A 15,568-nucleotide genomic window follows, 5' to 3' on the forward strand; every position below is an offset into this window, starting at 1 on the left:
GCCCGGCCATTGCCGCTAGCCATTAACGCCCCTCCAGACAGAGTGCCGCGACGCATCATGACTTTGGGACGTTACGATTACGAACGACGGTACCGCCGCCGGGTGCGGGCCGGGCTGATCAAATTCGTGCTTCTGACGGCGCTGGTGCTCGGTGTCGGCCTCTTCGCCTATCAGATGGGCATCGAGCAGTTGAAGGGCCGCGATGTCACGCTGCGCGAGGAGATCGCCACGCTGTCGCGGCAGAAGGCGGAGCTCGAACTCCTGGCCAGCCAGATGCAGCATGCCGCCAGGACGGCCGAGGCCCGTGTCGGGGAGCTGGAGGGCCGCCTGCAGCGCGAGGTGCCGACCGGGGACCTCGCCAAGCTGAGCCAGTTGGTATCCGACCGCCTGAAGGGCGGGCTCGACGCCAACCGGCTCGCCTTCGTCATCTCCCAGGCGCAGACCCCAAGGAACTGCCAGCCGGCCGACACCAAGCGTTTCACCTTGACCACGCCACTGCTGAAGGGCGGTGCCCGCGGCGTGGCCTTCGGCAACGGCACCATCACGGTGACGGGGGAAGGCCAATCCTCCCACGATTCGCAGGGCAATGCCGAGAGCTGGTACGATCCCGGCCAGCCGGTGACCATCAAGATCACCGGCATCGGCGGCAAGAGCACCAGCGTTACCGGCGTCCTGCCGCTCCACCAGTCGCTGGTGGTGGACAACAGCGAATATCGCTTCACCATCGCCGCCGCCCAACGCTCCTTCGTGGAGGTCACGGCGGACCGCTGCGCCTATCCCTGAGGCGGAACGGCAAACCCGCGCGGCGGCTCGCCGGCCGCGTGGATTTGCCACATGGTTTCATAGGCGGCTTCGATGGAGCGCGCGAAGCGGTCGGTGTCGAACAGGGGCGCCCGCCGCCGCCCCTCCTCCAGCCTCTGCCTCAATGCGGCCAGGGCCGCCGGATCTCCAGCCAACCGGCTTGCGGTCGCCTCATAGGCCGCCCAATCCTCAACCGCCATCTCCGGAAGACCGGCCGCACGCACCAGGCTGGCCGCCACCCGGCCGGCGAAGGATCGGCCAGGCACGGTCAGAACCGGCAAGCCCGCCCACAGCGCGTCGCCGGCGGTGGTGTGGGCGCCGATCGGAGCGCTGTCGAGAAAGAGGTCGGCCAGCCGATGGCGCGCAAGATGTGCCGGGCCCGGCAGACGGGGGGCGAACACCAGCCGCTCCACGGCAACCCCCCGCATGCGCGCCGCCTGACGCAGTGACTCGGCGAAGCCGGCCGGACCGTCCAGCATCCACAGCACCGAACCGGGCACTCTCGCCAGCAGCCGGCACCAGCGGTCGAACAGCACGGGACCGATCTTGTAGGGCGCGTTGAAGGCGCAGAACACCACCGCGCCATCGGGCAACCCGCAGTCGGCGCGGGTCGGCACCGGGCCGATCGCCCGGGTCCTGTCGCCGGGCTGGTAGCTCCTGGGCAGGTGGACGATCCGTTCGCTGTAGTGCCGCTGATGCGCCGCCGGCACGACGACCGGATCGGCGATGACGTAGTCGATGGCCGGACTGCCCAGCGTTCCCGGATATCCCAGCCACTGCGCCTGGACCGGCGCCGGGCGGCGGGCGGCTATGCCCGGCCGCGCATGCTGGGTGTGTCCCTTGAGGTCGACCAGGATATCGATGCCGGCCTCATGGATTGCTTGTGCGGCGGCGTCATCGGGGAGCGCCGCCAAGTCCAGGAAGCGGTCGAAGCCGGCAACCAGCCGCGCCCGCAGGGCGCCGCCATCATCGGGTCCATAGGAGCAGCCGACGACGTCGACCCGCCCACGGTCGTGCCGTTCCACCAGTTCGGCGATCAGAAGCGCCGTCGCATGCTGATGGAAGTCGGCGGACAGGTACCCGATGCGCAGCCGGTCGCCGCGGACCCTGCGTTGGGGAAAGCCCGGCCGGACGCCGCGCGTTTTCCAGACGGCATAACGCTCCGCACAGCGGCGCTCCAGTTCCGGGCCGGCACCCTCACTCAGGAAAATCCAGGGATGCACCTGCTGCGTCCGCCCTTCGCGCACCAGCGCGACCAACGATTCGGACAATGCCTGCAACCCGTTCCACCGGCCGAGATGGCGGCGTTGCTGGACAAGCTGTGCCAGCACGCCGCCCGGATCCGGAAGACCGATGCGCAAGGCACGCTCGAAGCAGGGAATGCTCGCCGGCCCATCGGCAGGCATGCCGCCACTCGATCCCAGGTCCTTCAGGGTAAGGCCGAGATTGGCGTGCGCCTCCGCCAGATCCGGACGCAGGCAAAGAACCGTGCGGAACCCGTCCGCGGCCCGGCGAAGGTCGCCACGGTCACGGTGCAGCGCCGCCAGCGCCAGCCGGGCGGGCACGAGGGACGCATCAATGGCGAGAGCCCGGCGCAAGGCCGCCTCCGCTTCGTCCAGGCGGCCGATGTCCCGCAGCAGGACACCCAGGTTGCACGACGCCGGCGCGAAGCGCGGCATCAGGCGGGCGGCCTCGCCGTAGGCGCCAACGGCCTCGGTCTGGCGGCCGAGCGCCTGCAAGGTCACGCCCCAGTTGAAATGGCTGCCGCCGAAATCAGGCAGCCAGTCCAACGCACGGCGATGATGGGCCTCGGCCTCGGCCAGCCGGCCCTGCCGGCGCAACGACTCGCCGAGGTTCGACCGGGCCACCGCCTCTTCCGGCGTGCCGGCCAGGCCTAGGGAATCGAGGGCCGCGAACAGCCGCGCCTGCAACACTCCGTCACCCGGTCTCTCGGCGAGACGCTGGCGGAGTGCTGCAAGCGCGGTGGCATCGGTCACTTGCGTTGCCACTGGCCAGCCGGCGTCAGCACGAACTGGCCGGGGGGAGTCCGTTCGACGAGCTGCTGGCCCGCCACCGCCTGGACCTTGTCCAAGGCCGTGCCGTTGCTCTGCGCGATCTGGCGATAGCGCGCCAGCCTCTGCGCATTCACCTGCTCGGCCAATGCCTGGGCGGCGGCAGGCGCGCCCGGAACGGCGCCGACCAGCCCGTCCGGCCGCTCGCCGATCTGACCGGCGGCCTTGGCCGCTCCAAGCGCATCCTGCGCCATCAGGAAACCGGGGAAGGCCGGCAGCAGCGCGACCACCGCCAGTGCGACGGCGGTATTGCCAAGGAAACGGCGGCGGTCGAACAGGAGGCCGGACTTGGATGATGTCGTCATTGTGCTTTCCCCTTGGCAGAGGACTTGGCAGAGGAGGAAGAGGCAGTGTCAGGCGGCAGGCCGAACAGTGCCGGGTCGTTGCGGATGGCGTCGTCGACGTCGCGTTCCAGCTTGACCCTCACCTCCTGCTCGATGCGGACGTTCAGGTTGATCTCGATCGGCTTGTCGGGCGCTTCGATCTTGACGGTGGGCGAACAGCCGGCGGCCGCCGGTATCAGCAGCGCGGCCAGCAGGCGCAGGTGGGCAAGGCTTTGCATAGGGCGATCAGGGGTCCTTCTGGTCGAAGCCGGTCATGCGGTCACGCAGCCTGTCGGGGAGCTGGTAGACATCGAGGTTCTGGCGCAGGATCCGGTCGAGCGCACCCGACAGCTTAAGGTTAAGCGCGACCGGATGGCCATCGTAGAATGACGGGTTGGAGCCGCGCACCGACAGCCCGGCACGAAGCTCACCCCCCGCCTGCCCGTCGATGGTGACGCGCAGGGTGTCGTAGTGGAAATCGGTCAGCGCGCCCATCAGCAGGCCGGTCGGACTGCCCTCCTCTCCTTTCAGGGCCGCGGGCGGATTGGCCGGATCGTAGCGCAGCGTGCCGGGGGCGACCGCTTCCAGCAGCCCGTTATCGACGATTACCCTTTCGCCGTCGAACGAGATCGGCAGGGTACCGCCGAGCCGTCCGGTCGCCTCCAGACCGTCGATATCGACGAGGGCCAGCAGCTTGGCGGCGTCGATGCCGTCGGCGCGCAGGGTCACGGTTCCCCTGGGCTTGGCCGGCGCGATCGCGAACGGTGCCGCTCCCAGGGTGCCGCCCGCCCAGCGCCACTGCGCGCGGTCGACATCCAACCGGCCGTCACGACCATAGCCGAAGCGCAGCGTGCCATCCGTCAACGGAATCCCGACATCGAGCAAGCCGACGGCCACGGTTTGCCCTTTCGGAATGACAGGCGGCATCAGGCTGGAAAGCGTCACATCGCCGGCGACACCGGCGAAGGTCACCGGACCCGACCGACCGGCCAGATCCTTTACCCTCGCCTGCCCTCCGGTCTTCATGCCATCCGCCGCCCAGGCGATGGTCGCCTTGCCGGACAGCGCTCCGGACACCTGCTCGACCATGCCTGCCGCGAGGGGCGACAGCGCCGCCAGTCCGGGTCCGTCCGGTGCAAGGACGATCGGCCCGGTGCTTATCTCCATCTCACCGGCACCGGCTGCCGGGTCGAAGCTTCCCCGCAGGCTGGCGGCCAGGAGCTTGCCACCGTCCTTCGCCGATCCCGACACCGCCCAAGGCGAGTCTCCGGCCTGCTGCGCCCGTATCGTGACGGCGAGCGGCACGATCGGGGCCGGTTTCGAGACCACCTCCACCCGCCCGACGGTCGCAGCCAGATCACGCATCGGTGCCGTCCCGGTGTCCTCCTGCCGCAGGCGCAGAACGATGCTGTCGCCACGCAGCGCCTGGGCGGGCGCCTCCAGGCGCGGCGCACGCAGTTCGACGGCCAAACTCATCCGGCCGGTCGACCAGCGCAGCAGCGGCGCGTCACGGTCGGCGCAGAGGGACGCCCCCTGCTGCAGGACGAGCGGTTGGCCGTCGGCGGTCAGGGATTGCCCCGCGGCCGAAAGACATTCGACCGGCCTGACGGTGACCAGCCGTTCGCCGTCCAGCGTCTCCAGCCCGACGACGACCGCGCCGGACAAGGTGACGCTGCCGGTCATCGGCAGGTCGAACGCCGTGGCGTCCTCAAGCGCTCCACTCGTGCCGGCGAAGTCGAACCGGAGGCCGGTCCATCCATCCGCGACCCGTATGCCAACGATGCGCAGATCGGCCCCAGGGAACCCGGCGGCTCGAAGACCATCCGTCGCCGTGCCGGCGATCATGGCGGGACCGGCCAGGATGACGGTGGCGGTGGCAACCACGCCCAGCATGACCGTAAAGGCCGCCGCGCCGAAGATCGCCCGTCCCAGACGCACCGCTCCCTCCCTTTGCAATTCCGCAACGTCCCAGGGGACGCACCCGGATTGAGGCCCTTCACAGCGACCGGGGAAGCGACCATGGCCACCCCCCGCTTCGGCCGCGTCACAGCCTTGCCACGGCCATGCTCGAAAGAACACCTCGAATCGGCCTTGTCATCCGTGACCTTTGGCGGATGCCTCCGCCACCCCGCGCGGCTTTGCATCCGTGGACTTTTCCCCTATGGTCCCGATCGCGGATTTCGGCTCATCGGAGTGTTTCGCATGAAGCGGTGGACCCGCGCATTGCTGGCGGCCCTGTTCGCCACAATCTTCACTGTCTCTTTCTTTACAGTCTCGCAAGGGGAGGCGAAGGCCTTGGATCCGGAAAACACCCTCTACCTCGACCTTAAGGACGGTCGCGTGGTCATCGAGCTGCGCCCCGACCTTGCGCCGAACCATGTCGCCCGCATCAAGGAACTTGTCCGGCAGGGCTTCTACAACGGCGTCGTCTTCCACCGTGTGATCGAGGGCTTCATGGCCCAGACCGGCGATCCGACCGGCACCGGCATGGGTGGATCGGGCAAGAAGCTGAAGGCCGAGTTCTCCAGCGCGCCGCACATCCGCGGCACCCTGTCGATGGCCCGCGCCCAGGATCCGGACAGCGCCGACAGCCAGTTCTTCATCTGCTTCGCCCCCTCCGCCTTCCTCGACCGCCAGTACACCGTCTGGGGCCGTGTGGTCGAAGGGATGGAGTTCGTCGACAACATCAAGAAGGGCAACCAGGCCCGCAATGGCCAGGTCACCGATCCGGACAAGATCATCAAGATGCAGGTCGCGGCCGACGCGAAGTAATGCATCCGGACGGCAGCGATCCTCGGATCACGCTCCGTCGAGACAGGAAGGGGACCGGCTTCAAGCCGGTCCCCTTTTTCATGACGATCCCCCGCCGGTTTCGCAACGGCGGACGATTGCGCGGTCAGCCACCGCTCAGCGCCCCCGTCATCGCCCGGAGAAGGTCCTTCATCGATTGCGGCCGGTCCTGCCAGCGCATGGCCAATCCGGAGATCATGACCTTCTCGAACGCGGCCGGCACCTGAACCCCCAGTTCGGCGGGACGCGGAACCTTGTCGTTGAGGAACCGGGCCGTGGCGTCGGGCGGCGTCCGGCCGGTCAACGCCTGGTAGATGGTCGCACAGAGCGCATAGACGTCTGTCCACGGGCCCTGCCGTCCATCGCTCGAATATTGTTCCGGCGGCGCGTATCCGGGCTTGAGGATCACGGTCAACCCTGGACCGCCGCGAACGGCCTGCCGAGCCGCGCCGAAGTCGAGCAGCTTCCGGTCTCCACCGCTGGTCAGGAAGATATTGTCCGGGCTGATGTCCCGATGGATCAATCCCTGCTCGTGGATCGCCTGCAGTGCCTTGGCGATCGGCATCAGCACGCCGAGCGCGCGCTTGACGTCGATCCGGCCGCCGCAGTCGGCAAGGTACTTCTTCATCGTGCGGCCTTCCAGCAGCTCCATCACCAGATAGGCGGTGCCGTTCTGCTCGAAGAAGTCCTGGATGGTGACGATCTCGCGGATCTCTCGCAGGCGGGCGAGGGTGCGTGCCTCCTCCAGGAACTTCGAGAGACCGGTTGCGAAGCTTTCCGCATGCTCGTCCGAGAAGGGGGCCACGGCCAACCCGCCGGGAAGACGGGCGACCAGCGCGGCTGGATAGTATTCCTTGATGGCGACCTTGACCTCCAGACGCTCGTCCCAGCCAAGATAAGTGGCCCCGAAGCCGCCCTGCCCCAGCACCCGCCCGCATGCGTACCGGTCCTGAAGCCGTGTTCCCGGAGCCATATGGACACCCCGCCTGCTGTCCGATCTTTCCGGAAACCCGCATTCCAGGCAGGCTCCCTGCAGGACCTGGCCGGTGAAACAACTGGGGCAGCGCCTTTTTTCAGATGCCGGCGGCGCTCCGGCCGCTGCGGTCCCGACTGAGGGAACTTGATCCGGCAGCCCGACCAGGACCGTCGGCGACATCTGGCGGTCCGCCGGCAACGTGGCCGTGGTCAGGCTTGGCATCGCACCGGGAGACGGTGCAGGGGTGGTCGCCATCTGGCGCATCCGGTCGAGCAGATCGAGAAGCCGGCGTCGCTCGGCATGCGCGGAGTCGCCGTCGGGCTGGGCCAGTTCGAGCTGGAAATGCGGTTGGCGCACGACCTCCATGATGTGCTGGCGCAACAGCGGCAATCCGCCATCCTGGCGCACCAGCCCCGAGCAGGCGAACTCAGCCAGGCGAAGGACGCGACGGCGAGAAACCGGCTCGACCTGCCTCAGCCGCACTGCGAGCTGGCCCGACTTAACGTAGTCGTCGACTGCGCGTTCGGCCTTCGAGGCGATGCGGTCGCAGGAGTCGGCTGCCAGCGGTGCTGAGCGGATGGCAGCCAGGGCGCGGGCGAATGCGCGCTCCAACAGCATGATGTCCGGCGTCTGCACGAGCATGTTCTCGATCAGAAGCTCGTTCCCCACCGCTGCCTCCAGCGAGGCGATGATCTCGTCCGCATGCCGCTCGGCGGCGGGCGCCGCTGCAACCCGCGTAAGGTAATGGATGCGGCAGATCAGGTCCGACTGCCCCTCGCTGAGCCCGATGATCGACCGGCGATAGGCGGTCGCTCCTCCCTGTTCGAGCCGGCGCGAGTAGCGCACCGTGAGTGCATCGGCCATCGCGGCGCCGCCGATCAGCCCGTCGTGGGTCAGCAGATGCCCGGTCAGCGTCTTCAGCACCTCCGCCTCCTGGTCGAAGGCTCCCCTTCCCAGCGGCCTCGCCTCCTTCAATTGCCGACGGACACGGTTCAGGACCGCGGCCTTCGCCACCGGCAGCTTGCCCTGGCGGAACAGTGCATTCAGCACGCCGATCCGATTGGGTCCGAATGCGTCCATGCCGACACGACCGAACAGCATCTCGCACAGCTTCACCAGAAGGGTACCGGGCAGCAGCGTTCCCCCGAAGAGGTCCGCCGCCGCGCCGACGGAGGCCAGGATGTCACCGACGATACCGTCGATACCCATGGCCAGCCGTTCGTCCCGATCCCCCTGATAGAGCGCGAGAAGGCGGTCCAGCTTGCCACCCCAGTTGCGGATCTCCGTCAGTTCGAGCGCCAGCGCCACACGCAGATCATAAACTTGATCCCCGGTAGGGGTCTTATCCTTCAGGGCGAGCAGCCAGCCGACCGGCGTATGGCCGCGGGGCATGGCGGCGAAAGCGGCCTGCGCGGCACGGGCGCGCGCCAAGCTCTCGTCGATGGCGTTGCGGATGACCTTGCGCCGCCATTGCTGGTCCTGCCCCGGCATGCGGCCCTGGACCATCGCCACCTTGGTCACTGCCGTTTCCGCCAACTGGCCCTGATCCAGGAAATTTCTCAGTGGCTTCGCGAGATGGATCAATTCGGTGGGCGTGAGAAACAACGGATCGAGATAGGGCCGGAGGGCAATGCCGATCACTGTACGCGCCGGCAGGGCATGGTAGTCCGACAGGTCGCTGCACAGCTCCGCCTCGTCGATGCTGCCGACGACGGATGCGGGTCTCGGCGCCGGGTGGCTGTGCAGGGAACTCGACAATCCAGACCTTCGCTGAGAATGCACGGGTTTCGGTCAGTGCCCTACCGCCGGCAAGGCCGTGAAACAACGCAACTGCCGTCGTGTTTCCTCCTCCCACGACCGGAAGCCGGAGTATGGGCACGGTGCTTGCGGCGATGGTCACCCGCAGAGGGTAAAGGACGTGTGTATGATAGCTGGAATTTTCGGCGGATGACGCCAGCGCCGTCGGGACCGATGCAGCAACGGGCGGCAGCCGTTCCCATCACCGTTCGCCTGTGCGATAAGGTTCACAACGCCGACGATGGGAGATGCGCATGAACGGCAACGGAACCATCATCGCGTTGCGGAGCGGGCGCATGACGCTCACGGCGGTCCCGCGGTGCGGCGGTTCTCTGGCCAGTTGGAGGCTTTCCACCGCCGATGGTCCGGTCGATCTGTTCCGTCCTGCCTCCGACCGGGCGCTGGCCGGCGCTTTCGCACCCGACATGGCCTGCTTCCCCCTGGTTCCCTTCTCCAACCGGATCGGTGGCGGCCGGTTCGTGTTCCAGGGGCGGGAGGTCAAGCTGGAGACCGATCCCGGATCACCTCATCGCATCCACGGCCATGGCTGGTCGAGCCCCTGGACGGTCGGGGCCGTGACCGACAACGCAGTGCGTATGGAATTCGACCACCCGGCCAGGGATTGGCCGTGGTCCTACCGCACCGTCCAGACCCTGGCCCTCGATGACGACGGCCTGACGATCGCGCTCGACCTCGTCAACGCTTCCGACAGCGACATGCCGGCCGGATTGGGTCTTCATCCTTATTTCGCCAAATCTCCGGGAAGCCGCGTTTTCGCCGACGTTCGCGCCGTCTGGGACAATGACGAGACGATCCTTCCCCGCCAACGTCGGGCGCTGCCGGCAGCCTGGGACTTCCGTCATGGCGTGGTGATGGATGGACTGGCGCTCGACAACGGCTTCACCGGCTGGACCGGAAAGGCCGTGCTCGAACGGCCGCGCGAAGGCTTGTGCATAACCATGCTGGCGGATGGGCCTTTCGGCCACCTGATCGTCTATGCTCCGCTTGGCGAACCCTACCTGTGTCTCGAGCCGGTGACCCATATGACCGATGCCCTCAACCGCCAGCAGGAGCCGGATGCCGGGGTGATCGCTCTGCCGCCCGGTGAACGGCTGCGTGTCACTGTCCGGTTCCTGCTGTCGCGGCTTTGATCGGCACGGGCCGAAAGCCGCCCGGTGTCCCTGTAACCCGCAGCGCCACCAGGAGCGTCACCGGCAGCGCACGAACTCGGCGGCAAAGCCGGCTGGGGATGCAATCCGCAGGACCAGGCGGTCGAAACGGGGCGAGTCGGCTGGCTCGAGCCGCAGGCTGCCCAAGGGCGCGGGCACGCCCGCGGGCTGCGGCCCGGACTTCGACTCAGGCTGCGGCTCGGCAGGCAGGCGGTCGGCAGCCCCGCTTCCACCCTGCGGCGGTAGCACGGAAACCGCCTGGAGCGGATCTCCGTCGGCCGCGAGGCGGCCATCAAGCGGGAAGACCGGAAGCCGGGGATCGGCGGCATGGAGGGTCAGGTCGCTGCCGATTTCCAGGTAGGAGCTGCGGCAATCGTCGATGACCGTACGATCTGCAGGAGCGGCCTTGGCCCAGCGGCCGGCAAGCGCCGACAGCGTCACCTTGCGGTCTATCACCGGCGGATGCGCCGGAGGTGCCGGGAAACGGGGTGCCGCGGCGCCGCTCACCGTCACCGGAAGATCACCCAGAGGCCGCAACCGCGCCTGCCGCTCTGCCGTCAGCGCGGTCGTCCGCTGTTTCATCATGCGCAACAGGCAATCACCGCGGACCTTGGCACCCTTCGACTCGCCCAGATCGGCGGCGACAACCGGACAGGCTTCATCCCGACGGGAACGCCACAGGGTCTGCGCCGCCTCGATCGCCGTACGGCCGGTGTCGTCGGTGGTGGCGGCCAGCGCCTCCAGGGCGTCCTTCATCGCAGCGGCGGCCGCGGACAAGGCCGGCTCCCGGCAGATGAGCTGCGCCACCGGGCTTTCGGCGTCACCACAGGCGGGAGCAGCGGTCACGGCACCGGAAACGCCATCGCCCCCGGCCGCTGCGGCCGGTGCACCGGGCGGTTGCTCCGCATGCACCGGGCCAGCCGCCAGGAAGGCAACCAGGGAACCGGCGGCCAGCAGGCCGCTCAGCAGGGACAGTGCCGGGAAGACGGGACGCATGGGGAACCCTTGAAGCAGGACGCGAGGCATCACGATGCCGGGAAAGCATCCAGCACCGCTTTGACCTGGCGCTGAAAATCACGATCGGTGCGATAACGCGTCACGACCGACTTGTCACGCTAGACGAAGAACAGAAGGTCGTCTCGGCTGGGCAGCATGCGCGGATTGGGTTTCCCCAGCAGCTCGCCGTTCCAATCGATGCGCGCCATGAAATAAGCCGCTCGGGCGAAAAGCATGAACAGCTTGTTGTCCGGTGCCAATCTTTCCCTCCGGATCAGGGAATATAAATAGTAACTACGTCCATGGGAATAGTTTGTGTGGACCGCCCGCAATACAGGAAAGCGCTCTCCAGAATCTCCGATTTTCTTAATTTTCTTCTCCAGCCGAAATCCGGAATAGAAATACTCCTTTGCCTCATGCTCAAAGGAAAATGGGCTTCCCTTCATCAGTGACATTTGCTCGCCATAGCGTCTCAACGCTCGGCTCAGCACCAGTTCAAGGAACCGGCGCTCCGCCGCGAGCGTGCCGGGGAGTTGCGGCAGCATCTCGAAGGCATGACGCAGGTGATAGGGATGGCGAACCACGATGATGGGTGCCGACCGCTTCCCGGCCGCCACGCGCGCCCCGGCCAGATGGGCTGCCGACGGCGACAGCGACGCCAGGGTGGCGTGGATGGTGTCGTGCAGCGTCCAGCGCAGGCGGGTCTCGGCTGATTGGCTGCCGATGTTCAGCCGTGCGAGAAACCGGCCCACGCGGTTGCCGATCGTCTCCCGCGGCAGCCTGTGCACCGACAGGCTCCGGACGACCAGCGGATTCCCCAGAATGTCGGCGGCTGGGGGCAAGGGCTTGGCGTTGAAGTACTTTCCGGTGATGACGCCCCGCCCGGCGCCGCCCGGGCCGGCAGCGTCCGTTCCAAGTCCGGGATGCGGAACACCGCCTCTTCTGGAAGACGTGGCCGACACCGCCATACCGCTGCAGTCTCCTTTCCGGTCCGACGCCCGAGGCTGTCCCTGGATATAAAGGGTAACGCGAACAGAAGAAAGCTGTGGCGCGCCCAGCGGGCAACTTCATGGCTTTTTCGCACCTGCGGCAAGGCAAGGCGGCGCCTGCCCTGTCGGGTCCGATTTTTCAGTGTTACGGTTGATGAAGCGATTCCGGATCGAACCGGGACGCGATCATCACGGAACAGGCATGAGGCAGGGTTTTCCATGGCGATCCACGTCGCGTTGAACCATAAGACGATCTATCGCTACGACAGGCTGGTGTCCCTCGGGCCGCAGATCATCCGGTTGCGCCCGGCGCCGCATTGCCGGACACCGATCCTCAGCTACTCGCTGAAGGTCAGCCCGAAGCAGCATTTCCTGAATTGGCAGCAGGACCCGCAGTCGAATTTCCAGGCCCGCTTCGTCTTCCCCGAGAAGACGCGCGAGTTCATCGTGGAGGTCGATCTTGTCGCCGAGATCGCCGCGATCAACCCCTTCGATTTCTTCCTGGAAGAGAAGGCCGGCCACATCCCGTTTTCCTATGACGAATGGCTGCAGCGCGAGCTGCGCCCCTACCTGGAAACCGAGGAGCCAGGCCCGGAGCTCGCAGGGTATCTCGCAGCCATCCCACGCGAAAAGACGCCGACCATCGATTTCCTGGTCGCGGTGAACCAGAGGCTGCAGCAGGACATCGGCTACCTCATCAGGATGGAGCCCGGCATCCAGACCTGCGAGGAGACGCTGACCAAACGAAGCGGTTCCTGCCGCGATACGGCCTGGTTGCTGGTTCAGATCCTGCGGAACCTCGGTCTGGCCGCCCGTTTCGTCTCCGGGTACCTGATCCAGTTGACGGCCGACCAGAAGGCGTTGGACGGCCCGTCCGGCCCGGAGAGCGATTTCACCGACCTGCATGCCTGGACGGAAGTGTTCCTGCCCGGCGCCGGCTGGGTGGGCCTCGACCCGACCTCTGGCCTGCTGGCGGGCGAAGGCCACATCCCCCTGGCCTGCACGCCTGATGCCTCCTCCGCCGCCCCGATATCCGGCATGGTCGACGAGGCCGAAGTCGACTTCACCCACGAGATGTCGGTGACCCGCATCTACGAGGCGCCGCGCGTCACCAAGCCCTACAGCGCCCAGCAGTGGGCGGCCATCGAGGCGCTGGGCCACAGGGTCGATGAGGACCTGAAGGACGGGGATGTCCGCCTGACCATGGGCGGCGAGCCGACCTTCGTCTCCATCGACGACATGGACGGCGAGGAGTGGAACACCGCGGCGCTCGGTCCGCAGAAGCGCAAGCTTGCGGCCGACCTGATCCACCGCCTGATGGCGCGCTTCGCTCCCGGCGGCCTGCTGCATTTCGGCCAGGGCAAATGGTACCCTGGCGAATCCCTGCCCCGCTGGGCGATGACCGTCTACTGGCGACGCGACGGCGAGGCGATCTGGGCCAACAGCGACCTGCTGGCACGCGAGGACACCGACTACGGCCATACCGCCCAGGATGCCGGAGTCTTCCTGATGGCGCTGGCCAAGCGGCTGGGCCTCGATCCGCAGCTCGTCCTTGGCGCCTATGAGGATCCCTGGCATTACCTGCGCAAGGAAGCCCAGCTCCCCGTCAACGTCGACCCGCTGCACAGCAGGCTGGAGGACAAGGAGGAGCGCGAGCGCCTCGCCCGCGTCTTCACCCGCGGCCTCGCCGAGCCGGTCGGCTTCGCCTTGCCGATCAATCGCCGCATGACCCAGCAGGGGCCAGTCTGGCTGTCGAGCACCTGGCCGCTGCGCCAGGAGAAGCTGCTGCTGATTCCCGGCGACAGTCCCGTCGGTTACCGCCTGCCGCTCGGCTCGCTGCCATGGGTTTCCAAATCCGACTACCCCTACGGCTGGGAAACCGACCCTTTCGAGGAACGCGGACCGCTGCCCCCGCATCCGGTCCAGCGCCGCCAGGAAATCCGCGGCGCGGTCCAGGAGTCGGACCGCGGCGTCCATACCGACAAGCGGATCGCCCAACGCCAGCGCATCATGGCGGAGGTTCGCGACGAGATGCCGGAAGAAGGCAGGTCGGCCTGGTGGATCGTCCGCACCGCCCTCACCTGCGAGGCGCGCAATGGCCGCCTGCATCTCTTCATGCCGCCGATGAGCACGCTCGAAGACTATCTCGCGATGCTGTCCGAGATCGAAGCGACGGCGGTCGAGCTGGAGATGCCGGTGGTCATCGAAGGGTACCAGCCGCCGAAGGATCCGCGCCTCAACTCGCTGGCGGTCACGCCCGATCCCGGAGTGATCGAGGTGAACATCCATCCCGCCCACGGTTGGGACGAACTCGTGCGCAACACCACCGCGCTCTACGAGGACGCCCGCCAGTCCCGCCTGGGTGCGGAGAAGTTCATGATCGACGGGCGCCACTGCGGCACCGGCGGCGGCAACCATGTGGTGATGGGCGGCGCCACCGCCGCCGACAGCCCCTTCCTGCGCCGGCCCGACCTGCTGCGCAGCCTGATCACCTACTGGCAGAACCACCCTGCCCTGTCCTACGTCTTCTCCGGGCTGTTCATCGGGCCGACCAGCCAGGCACCGCGTGTCGACGAGGCGCGCGACGACCAGCTTTACGAGTTGGAAATTGCCTTCAACCAGATCGACCAGGCAGCCGCCAGCGGCAACTGCCCCCCCTGGCTGGTCGACCGGGTTCTGCGCAACCTGTTGGTCGACGTGCAGGGCAACACCCACCGGGCGGAGTTCTGCATCGACAAGCTCTATTCGCCGGACAGCTCCACCGGCCGGCTCGGCCTGGTCGAGTTCCGTGCCTTCGAAATGCCGCCACATGCGGAAATGAGCCTGACGCAGCAATTGCTGATGCGGGCGCTGGTCTCGCGCTTCTGGAAAAGCCCGTACAAGGGCAGGCTGGTACGGTGGGGCACCGAACTGCACGACCGCTTCATGCTGCCGCACTTCCTCCAGCAGGACATGGCCGACGTGCTGCAGGACCTGTGCGACCAAGGCTATCCGCTGGAGGAAAGCTGGTTCGCGCCGCACTTCAACTTCCGCTTCCCGGTCTACGGCCATGTCAGCCAGCGCGGCATCACCATGGAGCTGCGCATGGCGCTGGAGCCCTGGCACGTGCTGGGAGAGGAACCGGGCGGCGGCGGCACCGTGCGGTATGTCGACAGCTCGGTGGAGCGGGTCCAGGTCCGCGTCACCGGGCTGATCGACGCTCGCCACGTCATCACCTGCAACGGCCGGCGCGTTCCACTGATCCCGACCGGTGTGGAAGGTGAATTCGTCGGCGCCGTGCGGTATCGGGCGTGGCAGCCGCCGTCCTGCCTGCATCCGACCATCCCGGTCCACACGCCGCTGATCCTCGACATCCTCGACAGTTGGGCCGGGCGTTCCATCGGCGGCTGCACCTACCACGTGATGCATCCGGGTGGGCGCAACTACGACACGTTCCCGGTCAATGCCAACGAGGCCGAGGGACGGCGCCTTGCGCGCTTCTTCCCGTTCGGTCATACCCCCGGCCCGATGGACACGCCGCCGGAGGAACGCAACCCGCAATTCCCGATGACCCTCGATCTGCGACGCGGGTGATTCGGCCCGCACCGGCGGCATTCGGGCGGGAACCACGACCAGCGTGATGCCGGGGCCGGTCGGAAGAGACATCGGGGCCGCC

Annotated in this window: 11 protein-coding genes; 4 read left to right on the forward strand and 7 right to left on the reverse strand. The window is 67.3% G+C overall.

Annotated elements, in window-relative coordinates; translation table 11 throughout:
* Nucleotides 1–57 precede the first annotated feature (57 nt).
* Complete coding sequence (locus J2850_RS05890) at nt 58–783, forward strand: hypothetical protein (protein WP_209979766.1); 726 nt, start codon at nt 58–60, stop codon at nt 781–783.
* Here the strand turns inward: J2850_RS05890 and J2850_RS05895 are convergent.
* Genes J2850_RS05895 through J2850_RS05910 form a run of 4 tightly spaced genes read right to left on the reverse strand, consistent with a single transcriptional unit; the run spans nt 774 to nt 5,134 of the window.
* Nucleotides 774–2,798 carry an O-linked N-acetylglucosamine transferase, SPINDLY family protein gene (locus J2850_RS05895; RefSeq protein ID WP_209979768.1) on the reverse strand — a complete coding sequence of 675 codons (2,025 nt, stop codon included), beginning with the start codon at nt 2,796–2,798 and terminating at the stop codon, nt 774–776. The two genes, J2850_RS05890 and J2850_RS05895, sit on opposite strands and share 10 nt — an antisense overlap.
* Nucleotides 2,795–3,178 carry a YdbL family probable chaperone protein gene (locus tag J2850_RS05900; RefSeq protein WP_246512837.1) on the reverse strand — a complete coding sequence of 128 codons (384 nt, stop codon included), beginning with the start codon at nt 3,176–3,178 and terminating at the stop codon, nt 2,795–2,797. The genes J2850_RS05895 and J2850_RS05900 overlap by 4 nt, the downstream gene beginning before the upstream one ends.
* Entirely contained in the window at nt 3,175–3,435 is a 261-nt protein-coding gene (locus J2850_RS05905; protein ID WP_209979770.1) for a YnbE family lipoprotein, read from the reverse strand. The genes J2850_RS05900 and J2850_RS05905 overlap by 4 nt, the downstream gene beginning before the upstream one ends.
* A gap of 7 nt (nt 3,436–3,442) precedes the next feature.
* Nucleotides 3,443–5,134: an intermembrane phospholipid transport YdbH family protein gene (locus J2850_RS05910; RefSeq protein WP_209979772.1), complete on the reverse strand. Its 1,692-nt coding sequence runs from the start codon at nt 5,132–5,134 to the stop codon at nt 3,443–3,445.
* A 264-nt stretch (nt 5,135–5,398) separates the two neighbouring features.
* Here J2850_RS05910 and J2850_RS05915 point away from each other — a divergent pair, with 264 nt between their 5' ends.
* On the forward strand, nt 5,399–5,968 hold the full coding sequence (locus J2850_RS05915) for a peptidylprolyl isomerase (protein ID WP_209979774.1): 570 nt from the start codon (nt 5,399–5,401) through the stop codon (nt 5,966–5,968).
* Nucleotides 5,969–6,092: 124 nt separating this feature from the next.
* Here the strand turns inward: J2850_RS05915 and J2850_RS05920 are convergent, their stop codons facing one another.
* Complete coding sequence (locus J2850_RS05920) at nt 6,093–8,720, reverse strand: serine/threonine-protein kinase (RefSeq protein ID WP_246512838.1); 2,628 nt, start codon at nt 8,718–8,720, stop codon at nt 6,093–6,095.
* A gap of 293 nt (nt 8,721–9,013) precedes the next feature.
* Between J2850_RS05920 and J2850_RS05925 the strand changes: the two genes are divergently transcribed.
* On the forward strand, nt 9,014–9,910 hold the full coding sequence (locus J2850_RS05925; protein WP_209979776.1) for an aldose 1-epimerase: 897 nt from the start codon (nt 9,014–9,016) through the stop codon (nt 9,908–9,910).
* A 57-nt stretch (nt 9,911–9,967) separates the two neighbouring features.
* On the opposite strand, the gene J2850_RS05930 is transcribed toward J2850_RS05925, so the two are convergent.
* Nucleotides 9,968–10,924 carry a lysozyme inhibitor LprI family protein gene (locus tag J2850_RS05930; RefSeq protein WP_209979778.1) on the reverse strand — a complete coding sequence of 319 codons (957 nt, stop codon included), beginning with the start codon at nt 10,922–10,924 and terminating at the stop codon, nt 9,968–9,970.
* Nucleotides 10,925–11,043: 119 nt separating this feature from the next.
* A complete protein-coding gene (locus tag J2850_RS05935; RefSeq protein WP_246512839.1) occupies nt 11,044–11,892 on the reverse strand; it encodes a hypothetical protein in 849 nt (282 codons plus the stop codon).
* 240 nt (nt 11,893–12,132) lie between these two features.
* On the opposite strand from J2850_RS05935, the gene J2850_RS05940 reads away from it, so the two are divergent.
* A complete protein-coding gene (locus J2850_RS05940) occupies nt 12,133–15,486 on the forward strand; it encodes a transglutaminase family protein (protein ID WP_209979780.1) in 3,354 nt (1,117 codons plus the stop codon).
* Nucleotides 15,487–15,568 lie beyond the last annotated feature (82 nt).

It is taken from the genome of Azospirillum picis (assembly GCF_017876115.1).
In the GTDB taxonomy this organism is placed as follows: Bacteria; Pseudomonadota; Alphaproteobacteria; order Azospirillales; family Azospirillaceae; genus Azospirillum; species Azospirillum picis.